Raw genomic sequence first — 17,487 nt, forward strand, 5'->3', positions numbered from 1 at the left:
GCGGGACCGCCCCGGGGCTGGTACGAGCGTCCGCTCGCCCGGGCCCGCGGGCCGGAATTCCTTACCCTGCCTGCTTCGTAGGCCTCTCCAGGCCGGAGTTGATCTGTTCGTGTGATCGCACGAGCGTCGCCACCTCGGTATTTCGCCAATTCGGACCAGTGGTCGACCCCGTCTACACTCGGAAACGTGCCACGCGGAGACGGTCGACTCAATCACGATCTGCTCCCCGGTGAGAAAGGCCCCCAGGACGCTTGTGGCGTCTTCGGTGTCTGGGCTCCGGGTGAAGAGGTCGCAAAGCTCTCTTATTTCGGGCTCTACGCCCTCCAGCATCGGGGTCAGGAATCCGCGGGAATCGCGGTGAGCAACGGCTCCCAGATCCTCGTCTTCAAGGACATGGGACTTGTGTCCCAGGTCTTCGACGAGACTTCACTCGGTTCCCTTCAGGGTCATATCGCGGTCGGTCACGCCCGCTACTCGACCACCGGGGCTTCCGTGTGGGAGAACGCGCAGCCGACGTTCCGGGCGACCGCCCACGGCTCGATCGCGCTCGGCCACAACGGCAACCTGGTGAACACGGCGAAGCTCGCCGAGATGGTCGCCGACCTCCCCAAGAAGGAGGGCCGCACCACCCAGGTCGCCGCCACCAACGACACCGACCTGGTCACCGCGCTGCTCGCGGGCCAGGTGGCCGAGGACGGCACACCGCTCACCATCGAGCAGGCGGCCACGAAGGTCCTCCCCGAGGTCCGGGGCGCCTTCTCCCTCGTCTTCATGGACGAGCACACGCTCTACGCCGCCCGTGACCCGCAGGGCATCCGCCCGCTGGTGCTCGGCCGGCTGGAGCGCGGCTGGGTGGTCGCCTCGGAGACCGCCGCCCTCGACATCTGCGGCGCGACCTTCGTCCGCGAGGTCGAGCCGGGCGAGCTCATCGCGATCGACGAGAACGGCATCCGTACCTCTCGATTCGCGGAAGCGAAGCCCAAGGGCTGTGTCTTCGAGTACGTGTACCTGGCGCGCCCCGACACGGACATCGCCGGCCGGAACGTGTACCTCTCCCGGGTGGAGATGGGCCGCCGGCTCGCCAAGGAGGCGCCCGTCGAGGCCGACCTGGTGATAGCGACGCCGGAGTCGGGCACCCCGGCCGCGATCGGCTACGCGGAGGCCTCCGGCATCCCGTTCGGCGCCGGCCTGGTCAAGAACGCCTACGTCGGCCGGACCTTCATCCAGCCCTCGCAGACCATCCGCCAGCTGGGCATCCGGCTGAAGCTGAACCCCCTCAAGGAAGTCATCAAGGGCAAGCGCCTGGTGGTCGTCGACGACTCGATCGTCCGCGGCAACACCCAGCGCGCGCTGGTCCGGATGCTCCGCGAGGCCGGCGCCGCCGAGGTCCACATCCGGATCTCCTCCCCGCCGGTCAAGTGGCCCTGCTTCTTCGGCATCGACTTCGCCACCCGCGCGGAGCTGATCGCCAACGGCATGTCGGTCGAGGAGATCGGCACCTCGCTCGGCGCGGACTCGCTCTCGTACATCTCGCTCGACGGGATGATCGAGGCGACCACCATCCAGAAGCCCAACCTCTGCCGGGCCTGCTTCGACGGCGAGTACCCGATGGAGCTCCCGGACCCGGAGCTGCTCGGCAAGCAGCTCCTGGAGACCGAGCTGGCGGCGGGCCCCGCCGCCACCGCGGCCGCCGACGCGCTCCGCCGCCCGTAAGACCCCGCAGTACCGCAGTAACGACACGAAAGCTCTGAACCCCATGTCTCAGACCACCGGTGCCTCCTACGCGTCCGCGGGCGTCGACATCGAAGCGGGCGACCGCGCCGTCGAGCTCATGAAGGAGTGGGTGAAGAAGACCCAGCGCCCCGAGGTGCTCGGCGGCCTCGGCGGTTTCGCCGGCTACTTCGACGCCTCCGCCCTCAAGCGCTACGAGCGCCCGCTGCTCGCCTCCGCCACCGACGGTGTCGGTACCAAGGTCGACATCGCCCGCCAGCTGGGCGTGTACGACACCATCGGCCGTGACCTGGTCGCCATGGTCATGGACGACATCGTGGTCAGCGGCGCCGAGCCGCTGTTCATGACCGACTACATCTGCGTCGGCAAGGTGCACCCCGAGCGGGTCGCCGCCATCGTCAAGGGCATCGCCGAGGGCTGCGTCCTGGCCGGCTGCGCCCTGGTCGGCGGCGAGACCGCCGAGCACCCCGGCCTGCTCGGCCCGGACGACTTCGACGTCGCGGGCGCCGGCACGGGCGTCGTCGAGTACGACCGGCTGCTCGGCTCCGATCGCATCCGTACGGGTGACGCCGTGATCGCCATGGCGTCCTCCGGTCTTCACTCCAACGGGTACTCGCTCGTGCGGCACGTGGTCTTCGACCGCGCAGGCATGGCCCTCGACCAGCAGGTCGAGGAGTTCGGCCGGACCCTGGGCGAGGAGCTCCTGGAGCCCACCAGGATCTACTCCCTGGACTGCCTGGCGCTCACCCGCACCACCGAGGTGCACGCCTTCAGCCACATCACCGGCGGCGGCCTGGCCGCCAACCTGGCCCGGGTCATCCCGGACGCCCTGCACGCCGTCGTGGACCGCTCGACCTGGACCCCGGGCGCCGTCTTCGACCTGGTCGGCAAGGCCGGTCAGGTGGAGCGCCTGGAGCTGGAGAAGACCCTGAACATGGGCGTCGGCATGATGGCCGTGGTCCCCGCCGAGTCCGTGGACGCGGCCCTGACCACCCTGGCCGACCGCGGTGTCGACGCCTGGGTGGCCGGCGAGATCACCGAGCGCGGCGACAAGGCGACGGGCGCCGAGCTGATCGGCGACTACGCCAAGTAGCGAGGTAAGAGTCCTTACGGAAAAGGGGCCCCGCCAGGGGCCCCTTTCTTCGTTGACCGCCTGATCCCTCCGGGTCCGGTCGGGATCCGGTCGCGGACAGCGCAGAAACCCGGTCCGGTGACCCCGGACCGGGTTTCCATGTTCAGAAGGTCAAGCGCGACGCTGAGTGGACGCCGGACCGGACTCGTCGTCCTCGTCCTCGTCGTCCGTGTTGTAGAGATCCGCGTACTGCGCGTACGGGTCGTCTTCCTCGTCGTCGTCCTCGAACGGCTCGCCATTCGGCGGCTGGCTCGAAGTCGAAGCGCCCAGCTCGTTGGCCAGACGCGACAGGTCAGTCCCGCCGCTGCTGTACTTCAGCTGGCGGGCGACCTTGGTCTGCTTGGCCTTTGCCCGGCCGCGCCCCATGGCTCGACCCCCTCGGTGACGGGGCTCTCTGGCCCCAGAGTCTTGACACGCGTTCATGATCCGGAACGGACTCTCGAAAGAGAGACCGGTCCGTAGGGCTTCAACGGTACCTGTTTCCGTCGGTCTACGGTACGCCGCGCGCATCACATACCCCGGTACAGAACCATCGAGGTGCCCTGTCCTCGCTGGTCAATCGCGATTTTAACCTCTTCTTGAGGTCCGACCCGCCGAACGGCGTGAGCGAAGTCTCGCGAAAGTTCCGCGAATCGCCCACGCCGTTTGATCGATCAACGGGCCGGACCTGTCAAGGCGGCGCCGGGCTCAGGCCTGACGCGCCTCGGCCATGCGCTGCTCGGCGATCCGGTCGGCCGCGGCGGCCGGCGGAATTCCGTCGGACTTCGCACGTGCGAAGATCTCCAGGGTGGTGTCGAAGATCTTCGTGGCCTTGGCCTTGCAGCGGTCGAAGTCGAAGCCGTGCAGCTCGTCGGCGACCTGGATCACGCCACCGGCGTTGATCACGTAGTCGGGCGCGTAGAGGATGCCGCGCGCCTCCAGGTCCTTCTCGACACCCGGGTGGGCCAGCTGGTTGTTGGCCGCGCCGCAGACGATGCTCGCGGTGAGCACCGGGACGGTCTCGTCGTTGAGCGCGCCGCCCAGGGCGCAGGGGGCGTAGACGTCCAGGCCCTCGAGGCGGATCAGGGCGTCGGTGTCGGCGACCACGGTGACCTGCGGGAACTTCTCGGTGATCCGGCGCACCGACTCCTCGCGCACATCGGTGATCACGACCTCGGCGCCGTCGGCGATCAGGTGCTCGACCAGGTAGTGGCCGACCTTGCCGACACCCGCGACGCCGACCTTGCGGCCGCGCAGGGTGGGGTCGCCCCACACGTGCTGCGCGGAGGCGCGCATGCCCTGGAAGACGCCGAAGGCGGTGAGGACGGAGGAGTCGCCGGCGCCGCCGTTCTCGGGGGAGCGGCCGGTGGTCCACTGGTTGGTGCGGGCGACGACGTCCATGTCGACGACGTAGGTGCCGACGTCGCAGGCCGTGACGTAGCGGCCGCCGAGGGAGGCGACGAAGCGTCCGTAGGCGAGGAGCAGCTCCTCGCTCTTGATCTTCTCGGGGTCGCCGATGATGACGGCCTTGCCGCCGCCGTGGTCGAGGCCGGCCATGGCGTTCTTGTACGACATGCCGCGGGAGAGGTTGAGCGCGTCGGCGATCGCCTCGGCCTCGGTGGCGTACGGGTAGAAGCGGGTGCCGCCGAGGGCGGGGCCCAGAGCGGTGTTGTGGAGGGCGATGACGGCCTTGAGGCCCGTGGTGCGGTCCTGGCACAGCACGACTTGCTCGTGGCCGCCCTGCGCGGAGTGGAACAGGGTGTGCACTACGTCGGGCACGCCGGTCACATCGGTCACGGTGGTGACTCCCAAGTAAGAAGCGGCGGAAGGTCCCCCCTGTGGGTGGGGGTGGGACCAGGTCGCCATGAGGGTAAGTCCTACCTGGCCGTAGCAGGGGCGCAGTGCTGAGGATCACCCCCTCGCGGAGTACGCGCGTGGAAGGATTCGTGACATGTCGGTGCCCTCCTCGGTGTTGGTCCCCTATGCCGCCTATCTGCGCGTGTACGAGCCGCTGGCCGCGTTCGCCGAGCCGGAGCGGGGCCACTGGGCGCGCTACGCGTGCCGGCCGGACCCGCCGGGTGTGCAGGACGAACTGCGCCGTTCGCTCGCGGACCTGGTGCCGGTGCCGCCGGTCCCGGTGCCGGTGCACGAGAGCGCGGACGCGTTCGTGGCGGAGGTCGACGGGGTGGTCCTGGTGTGTCCGTGGCGGACGCGCCTGCGCGGCTGGCTGGCGATGGGCGAGCTGGTGGGCGGGACGCTGCCGGCGCCGGTCCTGGACGCGATGCTGCCGCCGGTGGTGCGGGCCCAGGCGACGGCGGACCACGAGCGGTGGCTGGAGCGGAACCCGGACGCGCGGCCGTGGATCCGGGGCGCGGTGTGGCGGGTGCCGGCGGCCTGGTTCGCGCTGTTCTCGGACGAGGAGCGGGAGTACGAGCCGGGCGGGGGCGGCGCCGCGGGGGAGCCGCCCGTACTGCGCTACCGCACGCCGATGGTGCAGGCGCGGCGGCGGCTCGCGCGGGCGCTGAAGGCGCTGCGCGAGGCGATCGCGGAGGGTCCGATGACGGAGAGCCTGGTCGACGTGGGGCGCTGGCTGGAGGAGTTCCATCCGCGGGCCCTGGTGGAGCTGGACTACGGCGGTCTGGTGCATGCGCTTCCGGCCGAGGCGCTGGACGCGGACCGCTCGGCGGCGGACGTGGCGGCCGGGATCGAGGCGCTGCGGGCGGGTGACGGGCCGGGCGCGCAGGCGGCCTACGGGCGGTTCGCCGAGCGCTGGAAGGCCGTGCACAACCTGCAGTTCGCCAATTGATCATCGACAGGACGTGTTCACCTGATGTAAATGATCTTCATCGCTGGACACCAGTTCGGGTCCTTGGTGTGCTCTTCTGGGGCCCTTGGTGCGGGTGGGGTGGGACGTAGGTCCCGATCCGGGCCTTTGGCTCAAGCGTGACGGACAGCACTTAACGCACCCTTGCGCCCATCGCCCACCCTCGTGCCAAAATAGGACAAGGAGTCCGGGGAGGGTTCCTTCCGTCCAAGTATGGGCGGAACGCTCGACATTGCACTCTATGGGGGGTCTGAGGACTCCTGATCGCTCTGTGACTGATCGTCACAGTGGCGTGACTGTCCGTTATGGCATGGTCCATCGACTTCCGCCGCTGATGAACACCTGCGAGGGCAATTCCATCGGTTTGGCCGACGTGGCTGGACGGATGGTGTAGTTGTAGTGCCGAGGACAAGCCGTTCGTCCTATAACCGACTCGACCCGCTTCCGCCATTTCGGGCAAGGCGGGTCAAGGTGCAGAATTTAGAGGAAAGAACCGAGATGGTTCGGTTCTCCCGAGGAGGCCGCTCATGACCGCTCGCACCCCTGATGCCGAGCCGCTGCTGACCCCTGCCGAGGTTGCCACCATGTTCCGCGTGGACCCGAAGACGGTCACTCGCTGGGCCAAGGCCGGCAAGCTCACGTCCATCCGCACCCTGGGTGGGCACCGCCGGTACCGCGAGGCCGAGGTCCGCGCCCTGCTGGCGGGCATTCCGCAGCAGCGCAGCGAGGCCTGAGGCGCCCGCGACACTCGCAGCACCCCGTAACACCCCGTAGTACCGGGCACTTCCGGGTCCCCCAATCCGGCCGCCCACCCCAAGCTCTGCCGACGCGCGACCTGCCCCAACAGGTTCCCCGTCATCGATCGCACTGGACTCCGCCGGGTCCGGTGCGATCTTTTTTATGTCCCGGTTCACCCGCGTAGACCAGGTGCAATTGCACATATTAAATCTGGGTCATGTAGGAGGGGTGTAAGTTCGGCCGTTCCGAAAACTGATTGAGTGACACCCGTCACATCGTCAAAGCCTTGCCCCTGGAACAGCCTTCCACTCGCAAGGGGCCCTCCATCGCGCCGATGGTCCCCCCTTGGAGGGACCTTGGTCCCTGGCTCCCGGGAACGCAAGAAGGCCCGCACCGATCGGTGCGGGCCTTCCTGTTTCTCTGCTGCGACTCTGACGGGACTTGAACCCGCGACCTCCACCTTGACAGGGTGGCGAGCTAACCAACTGCTCCACAGAGCCCTCGCAGCCGTTGAACCGTGGCTGCGAGGAAAAGAGTACAGCAGGTCAGGGGGTGCGGTCGAACCGGCTGCCGGACGGGCTGACGGGTCGTGTGCCGGGTGGCGTGACGGACGGGGCTAGCGCGCCGGCTGCGGCACGGCCGCGTCGATCGCCTTCACGATCCGCTTGTCCGACACCGGGTGCGCCGTGCCGAGCGCGTGCGCGAAATAGCTCACCCGCAGCTCCTCGATCATCCAGCGGATGTCCGTGACCGAGGACGGCACCGGGCGCCCCTTCGGGAGCTGTTCGAGCAGCCAGGCGTACTCGTCCAGCATCTCGTGCACCTTCTCCATCCGGGTGGTGTCCCGCTGCACGCCCGTCGGCATCTGCTGCAGCCGCCGGTCCGCCGCCACCAGGTAGCGCATCAGGTCCGGCAGCCGCTTCAGACCCGTACGGGTCACGAAACCGGCCGGCATCAGCCAGGAGAGCTGCGTGCGCACGTCCTGGAGGTTGCGGAGCAGGGCGGGGCTGTTCGTGGCCTTCAGGCGCCGCTCGCAGGCCTGCCAGGCCGCGAGCACCTGCTGGACCTGGCCCACCGTCCGTACGGTCAGCTCCACCAGATCGGCGCGCACCTTGTCGTACAGCTTCCGGAAGGACTCCTCGTCCCACACCGGGCCGCCGTGGTCCGCGATCAGCCGGTCGGCGGCGGCGGTGGCGCAGTCGTCGAAGAGGGCCTGGATCGAGCCGTGCGGGTTGGCCGAGAGGGCCAGCTTCTGCTGGTTGGTCAGCCGGTCCGAGGCGAACTTCGCCGGGTTCACCGGGATGTTCAGCATGATCAGCTTCCGGGTGCCCCGCCACATCGCCTGGGCCTGCTCCTCCTCGGTGTCGAAGAGCCGCACGGCGACGCTCTCGCCCTCGTCGACCAGGGCCGGGTACGCCTTGACCGGCTGCCCGCCCCGCTTGGTCTCGAAGACCCGGGTGAGCGTCCCGATCGTCCAGTCCTTCAGGCCCGTGCGCTCGAGCGAGGGGCCCGAGCCGTCCCGGCCGCCCGTGGCCGCCGCGGCGGCCTTGGACAGCGCCTGACGGGCCTTCGGGCGCAGCTTCAGCTTCAGCGCCTCCAGGTCCTTGTCCTCGGCCAGCTTGCGGCGCCGCTCGTCGACGATCCGGAAGGTGATCTTGAGGTGCTCGGGGACCTTCGCCCAGTCGAAGTCCTCGGCCGTCAGCGGCACGCCGACCATCCGCTGCAGCTCGCGCGCGAGCGCCGCCGTCAGCGGCTCCTGCACCGGTACGACCGTGTCGAGGAAGCGGCCGGCGAAGTTCGGGGCCGGGACGTAGTGGCGGCGGATCGGCTTCGGGAGGGAGCGGATGAGCTCCGTGACGACCTCTTCCCGCAGACCCGGGATCTGCCAGTCGAAGCCCTCGTCGGTGACCTGGTTGAGCACGTGGAGCGGTACGTGCACGGTCACGCCGTCCGCGTCCGCGCCCGGCTCGAACTGGTAGGTCACCCGGAACTTCAGCGCGCCCTGCCGCCACGAGTCCGGGTAGTCGGCCTTGGTGACCGCCCCCGCCTTCTCGTTGATCAGCATCTCGCGCTCGAAGTCCAGGAACTCCGGCTCCTCGTGGCGCTTGTGCTTCCACCACGAGTCGAAGTGGGCTCCGGACACGACGTGTTCGGGGACCCGCTTGTCGTAGAAGTCGAACAGCGTCTCGTCGTCGACGAGGATGTCCCGGCGCCGGGCGCGGTGCTCCAGCTCCTCGACCTCGGTGAGCAGCTTGCGGTTGTCGGCGAAGAACTTGTGGTGGGTGCGCCAGTCGCCCTCGACGAGCGCGTTGCGGATGAACAGCTCGCGGGAGACCTCGGGGTCGATCCGCCCGTAGTTCACCTTGCGGTCGGCGACGATCGGCACGCCGTACAGCGTGACCTTCTCGAAGGCCATGACCGCGGCCTGGTCCTTCTCCCAGTGCGGCTCGCTGTACGTCTTCTTCACCAGGTGCTGGGCCAGCGGCTCGACCCACTCGGGCTCGATCCGCGCGTTGACCCGGGCCCAGAGCCGCGAGGTCTCCACCAGCTCGGCGGACATGACCATCCGCGGGGCCTTCTTGAAGAGCGCGGAGCCGGGGAAGATCGCGAACTTGGCGTTGCGGGCGCCCAGGTACTCGTTGCGTCCGCCGCCGCCCTCGCGCCGGCCGTCCTTGGCGGCCTTGGCGGCGCCCTCCTTGGACTCCTTCACGTCCTTCAGACCGACGTGGGAGAGCAGACCGGAGAGCAGGGAGACGTGGATGGACTGCTCGGGCGCGTCCTCTTCGTTGAGGTGGATCCCCATCTGCTTGGCGACGGTCCGCAGCTGGGAGTAGATGTCCTGCCACTCGCGGATGCGCAGGAAGTTCAGGTACTCCTGCTTGCACATCCGGCGGAAGGAACTGGAGCCGCGTTCCTTCTGCTGCTCGCGGATGTAGCGCCAGAGGTTGAGGAAGGCGAGGAAGTCGCTGGTCTCGTCCTTGAAGCGGGCGTGCAGCTGGTCGGCCTGCGCCTGCTTCTCGGCCGGCCGCTCGCGCGGGTCCTGGATGGACAGCGCCGCCGCGATCACCATGACCTCTCGGACGCAGCCGTTCCGGTCGGCCTCCAGGACCATGCGGGCGAGCCGCGGGTCCACGGGCAGCTGGGACAGCTTGCGGCCGGTCTCGGTGAGCCGCTTGCGCGGATCCTTCTGCGCCGGGTCGAGGGCGTGCAGCTCCTGGAGGAGCTGGACGCCGTCCCGGATGTTGCGGTGGTCCGGCGGGTCGATGAAGGGGAACCTCTCGATGTCGCCGAGGCCGGCGGCGGTCATCTGGAGGATGACGGAGGCGAGGTTCGTGCGCAGGATCTCCGCGTCCGTGAACTCGGGGCGGGTGAGGAAGTCGTCCTCCGAGTACAGCCGGATGCAGATGCCGTCCGAAGTACGGCCGCAGCGGCCCTTGCGCTGGTTGGCGCTGGCCTGGCTGACCGGCTCGATGGGCAGCCGCTGCACCTTGGTGCGGTGCGAGTAGCGCGAGATGCGCGCGGTGCCCGGGTCGATCACGTACTTGATGCCGGGGACGGTGAGCGAGGTCTCCGCGACGTTCGTCGCGAGCACGATCCGGCGGCCGGAGTGCGCCTGGAAGACCCGGTGCTGCTCGGCGTGCGAGAGCCGGGCGTACAGCGGCAGGATCTCCGTGTTGAAGAGCTTCTTCTTGGTCAGCGCGTCCGCCGTGTCGCGGATCTCGCGCTCGCCGGAGAGGAAGACCAGGACGTCGCCGGGCCCTTCCTTCTGCAGCTCGTCGACGGCGTCGCAGATCGCGGTGATCTGGTCCCGGTCCGCCTCGTCGCTGTCCTCCTCCAGGAGGGGGCGGTAGCGGACCTCGACCGGGTACGTGCGTCCGCTGACCTCGACGATCGGCGCGTCCCCGAAGTGACGGGAGAAGCGCTCCGGGTCGATGGTCGCGGAGGTGATGACGACCTTGAGGTCGGGGCGCTTCGGCAGCAGCTGGGCCAGATAGCCGAGCAGGAAGTCGATGTTGAGGGACCGCTCGTGGGCCTCGTCGATGATGATCGTGTCGTAGGCGCGCAGCTCGCGGTCCGTCTGGATCTCGGCGAGCAGGATGCCGTCCGTCATCAGCTTCACGAAGGTCGCGTCGGGGTTCACCTGGTCGGTGAACCGGACCTTCCAGCCGACCGCCTCGCCGAGCGGGGTCTTCAGCTCCTCGGCCACGCGCTCGGCGACCGTGCGGGCGGCGATCCGGCGGGGCTGGGTGTGCCCGATCATGCCCCGGACGCCCCGGCCGAGCTCCAGACAGATCTTCGGGATCTGCGTGGTCTTTCCGGAGCCGGTCTCACCGGCGACGATCACGACCTGGTGGTCGCGTATCGCCTCGGCGATCTCGTCCTTCTTCTGCGAGACCGGGAGCTGTTCGGGGTACGTGACCGCGGGCACGCGGGAGGCGCGCCCGTCGGCGCGCTCCTTGGCCTTGGCCGCCTCGACGGCGATCTCGTCCAGGACGGCCTCACGGGCCTCGGGCTTGCGGATGCGGCGGGCGCCTTCGAGACGGCGGCCGAGCCGGTGCGAGTCCCGCAGCGAGACCTCGGCCAGGACGGTCTGGAGGGCGGCGAAGGAAGTAGACATACGGAACCCAGGATCGCACCTGCCGCTGAGAAGCGGCGAACCGATTTACGAGGGCTGCGCCACGCCTCTGCGTAGTATTTCGGACACACCGCCCAGCACCCTCCCGAAAGGTTTCCTCATGCCCCGCACCCCGGTCCTGCGCGCCCTTGCGGCGTTCGCGGCGCTGGCGGGGCTGGTGCTCGGTCTTGCGGTGTGCGGGGCGGCGCCGGACCCCGTACAGACGGTGGCCGTGGCCTCCGTGGCCTCCGTGGGCCCTGCCGCTCCCGGCTGCGGCGAGAGCCACGGTGCCGAGGAAGGGGCCGCCGCCCCCGCCGTACCGCCGCGTGGGCACGCCTTCGGCGAGCTGCTGCCGGCGCTCGCGGAGGAGCGGATGCCGTGCGGTGGCTGGGGCGCGGACCAGGAGGTCATGGACGTACGGGCGGGGCGGGCGCCGCCGGAGCTCGTACCGCCGTCGCCGGTGGAGCTGTCGATCCTGAGGGTCTAGACGGGCGTCTCTCCTCGCCGTCCGTCCTTTCTCTCCCGTCTCAGGAGCGCTTCAGCATGCCCAAGTCCAAGCCCAACAGGTCCAGGCCCGTCGTGATCATCAGTGGTGTCGTCCTCGCCGCCACGCTGCTCGGTCTCGCCTCGTACGCGGCCACCGCGCCGTCCTCGCCCTCCGGGTCGTCCGGGTCCTCCGTCGCCGAGGTGTCCGCCGACCCGGCCGACGGCGTCTACCCCGAGCTGGAGGCGTACGCCCGCCGTGACGCCGCCGACAGGCTCGCCCTGGGCCGGGCCGACGCGCCGGTGGTTCTCATCGAGTACGCCGACTTCAAGTGCGGCTTCTGCGGGAAGTTCGCCCGCGACACCGAGCCCGCGCTGGTGAGGAAGTACGTCGACGCGGGCACCCTGCGCATCGAGTGGCGCAACTTCCCGATCTTCGGCGAGGAGTCGGAGGCGGCGGCCCGCGCTTCCTGGGCGGCGGGGCAGCAGGGCCGGTTCTGGGAGTTCCACAAGGCGGCGTACGCGCCGGGCGCCAAGGAGAAGGGCTTCGGCAAGGAGCGCCTGACCGCCCTCGCGAAGGAGGCCGGGGTCGCGGACCTCGCGCGCTTCGCCCGGGACGCGGACGGGCAGGCGGCCCGCGAGGCGGTGCGCAAGGACCAGGAGCAGGGCTACTCGATCGGCGCAGCCTCGACCCCGTCCTTCCTCGTCAACGGCCGCCCGATCGCCGGAGCCCAGCCCATGGAGACCTTCACGCAGGCGATCGAGGCGGCGGTGAAGTCGGCGACGTCGGCACAGTCGGCGAAGCCGACGGCGTCGGCACAGTCGGCCGGCGCGGAGGACAAGCGGTGACCTCCGGCATCGGCTACTTCGCCGCCTTCCTCGGCGGGCTGCTCGCCCTGCTCAGCCCGTGCAGCGCCCTGCTGCTGCCCGCCTTCTTCGCCTACTCCATGGAGACCCGCGCCAAGCTGGTGGCCCGGACCGGGATCTTCTACGCGGGCCTGGCCACCACCCTCGTCCCGCTCGGCGCGGCCGGCTCCTTCGCCGGCCGCCTCTTCTACGGCCACCGCGACCTGCTGGTGGCCGTGGGCGGCTGGACGATCGTGGCCCTCGGCGTGCTCCAGATCCTCGGGCTCGGCTTCGCGTCCCGCCGGATGAGCGAGGTCAGCGGCCGGATCCGTCCCACCACCGCCCTCTCCGTCTACGCCCTGGGCCTCGTCTACGGCCTCGCCGGCTTCTGCGCGGGCCCCATCCTCGGCAGCGTCCTGACCGTGGCGGCGCTCGGCGGCAGCCCGGTCTACGGCGGGCTGCTGCTCGCCGTGTACGCCCTCGGCATGGCCGTCCCGCTGTTCGTGCTCGCCCTGCTCTGGGAGCGTTACGAGCTGGGCCGGCGGCGCTGGCTGCGCGGCCGCCCGATCCGTATCGGCCGCTTCGAGGCCCACTCGACCTCGCTGCTCTCGGGCTTCTTCTTCATCGCCCTCGGCACCCTCTTCCTGGTCTTCGACGGCACCACCGCCCTGCCCGGGCTGCTGTCGGTCGACGACTCCTTCGCGGTGGAGGAGCGCGTCTCCTCCCTCGGCCGCGCGATCCCCGACTGGGCCCTGCTCGTGGCCGTGGTCGCGGTGGTGGCGGGCGCGCTCGCGTGGCGCGCCGCGCGGCGGGGGAAGCGGGAGGAGGCCTGAGGGGAACGAAGAAGGCCCCGTTCGTGAGAACGGGGCCTTCCGGTTGTGGCTGGGGCCGGGGTCGAACCGGCGACCTATCGCTTTTCAGGCGATCGCTCGTACCAACTGAGCTACCCAGCCACGAGATCGTTTCCGATCTCAGCGACTCTGACGGGACTTGAACCCGCGACCTCCACCTTGACAGGGTGGCGAGCTAACCAACTGCTCCACAGAGCCTTGCTTGTGTGCGATCACTAGTCTCGCACACGGTAATGCGTGCCCCCAACGGGATTCGAACCCGTGCTACCGCCTTGAAAGGGCGGCGTCCTGGGCCACTAGACGATGAGGGCTAGAGGCTCACCTGCGCGCTTCTCAGCGCGTCGGGGACGTGAGAAGCATATGGGATGGCGGCCGCTATCGCCAAAACGGTTTCTGCCCCGCAAGCGGGAGGCGCCCCCGGGCGGGGGACGGCGGGGGAGAATGGGCGCGTGCTGGAGATGACGCGCGAGGAGTTCGAGGAGCTCGTCGCCGAAGCCCTGGACCGGATCCCGCCCGAACTGACGCGGCTGATGGACAACGTCGCCGTGTTCGTCGAGGACGAGCCCTCGCCGGACGACCCCGAGCTGCTCGGGCTCTACGAGGGGACGCCGCTGACCGACCGGGGCGAGTGGTACGCCGGGGTGCTCCCCGACCGGATCACCGTCTACCGGGGTCCCACGCTGCGCATGTGCGAGTCGCGCGAGGACGTCGTCGCGGAGACGGAGATCACCGTCGTCCACGAGATCGCCCACCACTTCGGCATCGACGACGAGCGGCTGCACGCGCTCGGCTACGGCTGAGCCGGGACGGGCGGGGTCGCCCGGGGCGCGTCGGCGTCGCCCGGGGTGGGCGGCGTCGCCCGGGGTGGGCGGCGTCGCCCGAGGTGGCCGGGGTCGCCCGGGGCGGGCGGGGGTGAGAGGGCGTGCCTTTCGGGCGTGTCCCTTGTGGCGCCCAGGGAGTTGGGCAGGGCAACGCGTTCGACCAGCGTCCCGTTCCTGCCTGCCCGTCATGTCCTGGAGGTGCCTCCGTGCGCCATTTGCCCACCCCTGTGCGATGGGCCGCCACCGCGTTGGCGGTCGCCGCCTGCGCGGGCCTGAGCGGCTGTATGAGTGTGAGCGACGACGGGGCGAAGCCGGCGCCCAGCACGTCCGCGGGCAAGCGGGGCGAGGCGGCCGGGACCGCGGCCGACGGCGGGCTGTCCGGCGGTCACAGCGGGAGCGGATACGACCGTACGGGCCGTACCGGCCCCGACCCGGACGGCGAGGGCGAGGAGACGCCGGTGCCGAGCGGCTCGCCGAGCGCGTCGGCCACGCCGTCCGGCACGCCGGACGCGGAGGGTCCCGGCAAGGGGCCGAAGCCGCAGCGGCCGCCGGGCGGGCCGGACGGTTCCGGCGCGGGTCCGGGAGGAGCCGGGGTGCCGGGCGGGGAGACCCCGCCGCCGGTGGACCCGACGCCCACGCCGACCCAGGAGCCGACCCCGGAGCCCACGCAGGAGCCGACGCCCGAGCCGACCGTCTCCGAGACGCCGACCACGACGCCCGGCGCGGACACCCATCTGGGTGCCATGAGGGCGGCCGACGGGCCCGGAAGGGCCCGGGAGCCGGAGGCATCGCCGCAGGCCGGGCCGGTGTGACGGGGGTCGGTTTGCCTTGGGTGGGGGAGAGTGCGTATGGTGGTAGATCGTTTGATCCCATTTGCCCGGCGCCAAGACCGAAGAGCGCCGTGACTGGCGCGTACTCTCCCTTGCCGTGGCTGACCGCATTGAGGCGGTCCGTAGTGCGAAACACGGAGTTGACGGGCGCGTGCCGAGACTCCGGAAGGTTTCGCATTTCGCATGTCCATTTTTTCTGATCACGCCGTCATGCCCGAGAACGACGAGATCGTCGACGCGGCCGTCGAGATCGACCTCGACGCCGAGCTCGATGTCGACGCCGAGCTCGACGCCGACGTCGAGGCCGACGTGACCGCCGCCGACGAGGCCGCCGACGAGACTCCCGAGGTCCCGGAGATCACCTTCGGTGACCTGGGTCTCCCCGAGGGCGTCGTGCGCAAGCTCGCCCAGAACGGCGTGACCACGCCCTTCCCGATCCAGGCCGCGACCATCCCGGACGCCCTGGCCGGCAAGGACATCCTCGGCCGCGGCCGTACCGGCTCCGGCAAGACCCTCTCCTTCGGCCTCCCGCTGCTCGCCACCCTGGCCGGCGGCCAGACCGAGAAGAAGAAGCCCCGCGGCGTCATCCTCACCCCGACCCGTGAGCTCGCGATGCAGGTCGCGGACGCCCTCCAGCCGTACGGCGACGTCCTCGGCCTCCGTATGAAGGTCGTCTGCGGCGGTACGTCGATGGGCAACCAGATCTACGCCCTGGAGCGCGGCGTCGACATCCTCGTCGCCACCCCGGGCCGACTGCGCGACATCATCAACCGCGGCGCCTGCTCCCTGGAGCAGGTCCAGGTCGCCGTCCTCGACGAGGCCGACCAGATGGCCGACCTGGGCTTCCTGCCCGAGGTCACCGAGCTGCTCGACCAGGTCCCGGCCGGCGGTCAGCGTCTCCTCTTCTCCGCCACCCTGGAGAACGAGATCGACAGCCTGGTCAAGCGCTACCTGGTGAACCCGGTCACCCACGAGGTCGACCCGTCCGCCGGTGCCGTCACGACGATGACCCACCACGTCCTGGTCGTGAAGCCGAAGGACAAGGCCCCGGTCACCGCCGCGATCGCCGCCCGCAAGGGCCGCACCATCATCTTCGTCCGCACCCAGCTGGGCGCCGACCGCGTCGCCGAGCAGCTGCGCGACGCCGGTGTGAAGGCCGACGCGCTGCACGGCGGCATGACCCAGGGCGCGCGTACCCGCACCCTGGCCGACTTCAAGGACGGTTACGTCAACGTCCTCGTCGCCACCGACGTCGCCGCCCGCGGTATCCACGTCGACGGCATCGACCTGGTCCTCAACGTGGACCCGGCCGGCGACCACAAGGACTACCTGCACCGCTCGGGCCGCACCGCCCGCGCCGGCCGCTCCGGTGTCGTGGTCTCCCTGGCCCTGCCGCACCAGCGCCGCCAGATCTTCCGTCTGATGGAGGACGCGGGCGTCGACGCCTCGCGCCACATCGTCGGTGGCGCCGGCGCCTTCGACCCCGAGGTCGCCGAGATCACCGGCGCCCGTTCGCTGACCGAGGTCCAGGCCGACTCCGCGAACAACGCCGCCAAGCAGGCCGAGCGCGAGGTCGCCGACCTGACGAAGCAGCTGGAGCGCCTGCAGCGCCGCGCCGTCGAGCTCCGCGAGGAGGCCGACCGCCTGGTGGCCCGCGCCGCCCGCGAGCGCGGCGAGGACCCGGACGCCGCCGTCGCCGAGGTGACCGAGGCCGCCGAGGCCGAGCTCGCCGCGGCCGCTGCCGCCGCCGAGGCCGAGCGGGCCCGCCAGGAGCGCCGCGACGCGGAGCGCCGTGAGGAGCGTCGCGACGACCGTCCGTCGTTCAACCGCGACCGCCGCGACAACGACCGTCCGTCGTTCCGCCGTGACGACCGTCGGGACGAGCGCCCGTCGTTCAACCGCGACCGCCGGGACGACCGCCGGGACAACGAGCGTCGTGACGACCGCGGTGGCTTCCGCCGCGACAACGACCGTCCGTCGTTCCGCCGTGACGACCGTCGGGACGAGCGCCCGTCGTTCAACCGCGACCGCCGGGACGACCGCCGGGACAACGAGCGTCGTGACGACCGTGGCGGCTTCCGCCGGGACAACGAGCGCCCGTCGTTCAACCGCGACCGCCGTGACGACCGCCGGGACAACGACCGTCCGTCGTTCCGCCGCGAGGAGCGCCGCGACTTCGACCGTCGTGACGACCGTGGCGGCTTCCGCCGCGACGACCGCCCCGCCGGCGGCCACCGTGGCAGCGACCGCCCCTTCAACCGCGACCGTCGGGACGAGCGCCCGTCCTTCAACCGCGACCGCCGCGACGAGCGCCCCTTCGGCCGCCGCGACGACCACCGTCGTGACGACCGCGGTGGCTTCCGCCGCGACGACAAGCCGCGCTGGAAGCGCAACGGCTGACGCCTCGTAGCCCACGCCCGAACGCCCGCATCCCCTGCCAAGGGGGGTGCGGGCGTTCCGCACTTCCGACACCGCACCGCGCCCCGCGGCCGATACCCGATCGGTTTGCAGGGCGTATCGGGCTATGCTGCTCGGGTGTGCTTGTCCACGGGCCGTTAGCTCAATTGGCAGAGCAGTGGACTTTTAATCCATTGGTTGTGGGTTCGAGTCCCACACGGCCTACCCGTGAGCCCCCTG

Annotated in this window: 13 protein-coding genes and 5 tRNA genes; 11 read left to right on the top strand and 7 right to left on the bottom strand. The window is 70.4% G+C overall.

The genetic code is table 11. The features are described 5' to 3' along the window. The first annotated feature begins 186 nt into the window (after positions 1-186). Positions 187-1,713 carry an amidophosphoribosyltransferase gene (gene purF / locus AB0M18_RS27185; protein ID WP_365762424.1) on the top strand — a complete coding sequence of 509 codons (1,527 nt, stop codon included), beginning with the start codon at positions 187-189 and terminating at the stop codon, positions 1,711-1,713. 43 nt (positions 1,714-1,756) lie between these two features. After that, a complete protein-coding gene (gene purM, locus AB0M18_RS27190; RefSeq protein WP_365762426.1) occupies positions 1,757-2,824 on the top strand; it encodes a phosphoribosylformylglycinamidine cyclo-ligase in 1,068 nt (355 codons plus the stop codon). A 150-nt stretch (positions 2,825-2,974) separates the two neighbouring features. On the opposite strand, the gene AB0M18_RS27195 is transcribed toward purM, so the two are convergent. Continuing rightward, a complete protein-coding gene (locus AB0M18_RS27195) occupies positions 2,975-3,229 on the bottom strand; it encodes a DUF3073 domain-containing protein (protein WP_265861184.1) in 255 nt (84 codons plus the stop codon). 321 nt (positions 3,230-3,550) lie between these two features. Then, entirely contained in the window at positions 3,551-4,639 is a 1,089-nt protein-coding gene (locus AB0M18_RS27200; RefSeq protein WP_365762428.1) for a Glu/Leu/Phe/Val dehydrogenase dimerization domain-containing protein, read from the bottom strand. Between the two features lie 154 nt (positions 4,640-4,793). Between AB0M18_RS27200 and AB0M18_RS27205 the strand changes: the two genes are divergently transcribed. Further along, positions 4,794-5,648 carry a hypothetical protein gene (locus AB0M18_RS27205; RefSeq protein WP_365762430.1) on the top strand — a complete coding sequence of 285 codons (855 nt, stop codon included), beginning with the start codon at positions 4,794-4,796 and terminating at the stop codon, positions 5,646-5,648. 545 nt (positions 5,649-6,193) lie between these two features. Beyond that, entirely contained in the window at positions 6,194-6,400 is a 207-nt protein-coding gene (gene bldC, locus AB0M18_RS27210) for a developmental transcriptional regulator BldC (protein ID WP_003949541.1), read from the top strand. A 430-nt stretch (positions 6,401-6,830) separates the two neighbouring features. Here bldC and AB0M18_RS27215 read toward each other — a convergent pair. After that, positions 6,831-6,904, bottom strand: a tRNA-Asp gene (locus AB0M18_RS27215). A 116-nt stretch (positions 6,905-7,020) separates the two neighbouring features. Beyond that, the gene (gene hrpA, locus AB0M18_RS27220; RefSeq protein WP_365762432.1) at positions 7,021-11,022 is read right to left on the bottom strand and encodes an ATP-dependent RNA helicase HrpA; all 4,002 of its coding nucleotides are present in this window, start codon (positions 11,020-11,022) and stop codon (positions 7,021-7,023) included. 118 nt (positions 11,023-11,140) lie between these two features. Here hrpA and AB0M18_RS27225 point away from each other — a divergent pair, with 118 nt between their 5' ends. From AB0M18_RS27225 to AB0M18_RS27235, 3 genes are read left to right on the top strand one after another with little or no spacing between them, the layout of a single operon-like run. Next, positions 11,141-11,506, top strand: coding sequence for a hypothetical protein (locus AB0M18_RS27225; protein ID WP_365762434.1), 366 nt, complete (start codon positions 11,141-11,143; stop codon positions 11,504-11,506). A gap of 56 nt (positions 11,507-11,562) precedes the next feature. Beyond that, positions 11,563-12,351, top strand: coding sequence for a DsbA family protein (locus tag AB0M18_RS27230; RefSeq protein WP_365762436.1), 789 nt, complete (start codon positions 11,563-11,565; stop codon positions 12,349-12,351). Next, positions 12,348-13,181 carry a cytochrome c biogenesis CcdA family protein gene (locus AB0M18_RS27235; RefSeq protein ID WP_365762438.1) on the top strand — a complete coding sequence of 278 codons (834 nt, stop codon included), beginning with the start codon at positions 12,348-12,350 and terminating at the stop codon, positions 13,179-13,181. Before AB0M18_RS27230 ends, AB0M18_RS27235 begins: the two co-directional genes overlap by 4 nt. Positions 13,182-13,227: 46 nt before the next feature. Here the strand turns inward: AB0M18_RS27235 and AB0M18_RS27240 are convergent. The 3 genes from AB0M18_RS27240 to AB0M18_RS27250 all read right to left on the bottom strand — a co-directional run bounded on the left by AB0M18_RS27240 (position 13,228) and on the right by AB0M18_RS27250 (position 13,510). Then, positions 13,228-13,301: transfer RNA gene (locus AB0M18_RS27240), tRNA-Phe, on the bottom strand. Between the two features lie 22 nt (positions 13,302-13,323). After that, a tRNA-Asp gene (locus AB0M18_RS27245) sits at positions 13,324-13,397 on the bottom strand. A gap of 40 nt (positions 13,398-13,437) precedes the next feature. After that, positions 13,438-13,510 (bottom strand) — tRNA-Glu (locus AB0M18_RS27250). A gap of 138 nt (positions 13,511-13,648) precedes the next feature. Here AB0M18_RS27250 and AB0M18_RS27255 point away from each other — a divergent pair. The 4 genes from AB0M18_RS27255 (at position 13,649) to AB0M18_RS27270 (ending at position 17,472) form a co-directional block, all read left to right on the top strand. Continuing rightward, positions 13,649-13,999: a metallopeptidase family protein gene (locus AB0M18_RS27255; protein ID WP_365762440.1), complete on the top strand. Its 351-nt coding sequence runs from the start codon at positions 13,649-13,651 to the stop codon at positions 13,997-13,999. Positions 14,000-14,304: 305 nt separating this feature from the next. Continuing rightward, positions 14,305-14,832: a hypothetical protein gene (locus AB0M18_RS27260; RefSeq protein ID WP_365762442.1), complete on the top strand. Its 528-nt coding sequence runs from the start codon at positions 14,305-14,307 to the stop codon at positions 14,830-14,832. Between the two features lie 201 nt (positions 14,833-15,033). Continuing rightward, positions 15,034-17,250, top strand: a complete 2,217-nt coding sequence (locus tag AB0M18_RS27265; RefSeq protein WP_365762444.1) for a DEAD/DEAH box helicase — start codon at positions 15,034-15,036, stop codon at positions 17,248-17,250. A gap of 149 nt (positions 17,251-17,399) precedes the next feature. After that, positions 17,400-17,472 (top strand) — tRNA-Lys (locus tag AB0M18_RS27270). Positions 17,473-17,487 lie beyond the last annotated feature (15 nt).

Source organism: Streptomyces sp. NPDC051909 (assembly GCF_040681095.1).
Taxonomy (GTDB): domain Bacteria; phylum Actinomycetota; class Actinomycetes; order Streptomycetales; family Streptomycetaceae; genus Streptomyces.

What these genes read in the sequence shown, in the direction of transcription:
- purM (WP_365762426.1), top strand. Translation starts at nt 1,757, where the DNA reads ATGTCTCAGACCACCGGTGCCTCCTACGCGTCCGCGGGCGTCGACATC.
- AB0M18_RS27195 (WP_265861184.1), bottom strand. Translation starts at nt 3,229, where the DNA reads ATGGGGCGCGGCCGGGCAAAGGCCAAGCAGACCAAGGTCGCCCGCCAG.
- AB0M18_RS27205 (WP_365762430.1), top strand. Translation starts at nt 4,794, where the DNA reads ATGTCGGTGCCCTCCTCGGTGTTGGTCCCCTATGCCGCCTATCTGCGC.
- bldC (WP_003949541.1), top strand. Translation starts at nt 6,194, where the DNA reads ATGACCGCTCGCACCCCTGATGCCGAGCCGCTGCTGACCCCTGCCGAG.
- hrpA (WP_365762432.1), bottom strand. Translation starts at nt 11,022, where the DNA reads ATGTCTACTTCCTTCGCCGCCCTCCAGACCGTCCTGGCCGAGGTCTCG.
- AB0M18_RS27225 (WP_365762434.1), top strand. Translation starts at nt 11,141, where the DNA reads ATGCCCCGCACCCCGGTCCTGCGCGCCCTTGCGGCGTTCGCGGCGCTG.
- AB0M18_RS27230 (WP_365762436.1), top strand. Translation starts at nt 11,563, where the DNA reads ATGCCCAAGTCCAAGCCCAACAGGTCCAGGCCCGTCGTGATCATCAGT.
- AB0M18_RS27260 (WP_365762442.1), top strand. Translation starts at nt 14,305, where the DNA reads ATGAGTGTGAGCGACGACGGGGCGAAGCCGGCGCCCAGCACGTCCGCG.
- AB0M18_RS27265 (WP_365762444.1), top strand. Translation starts at nt 15,034, where the DNA reads ATGTCCATTTTTTCTGATCACGCCGTCATGCCCGAGAACGACGAGATC.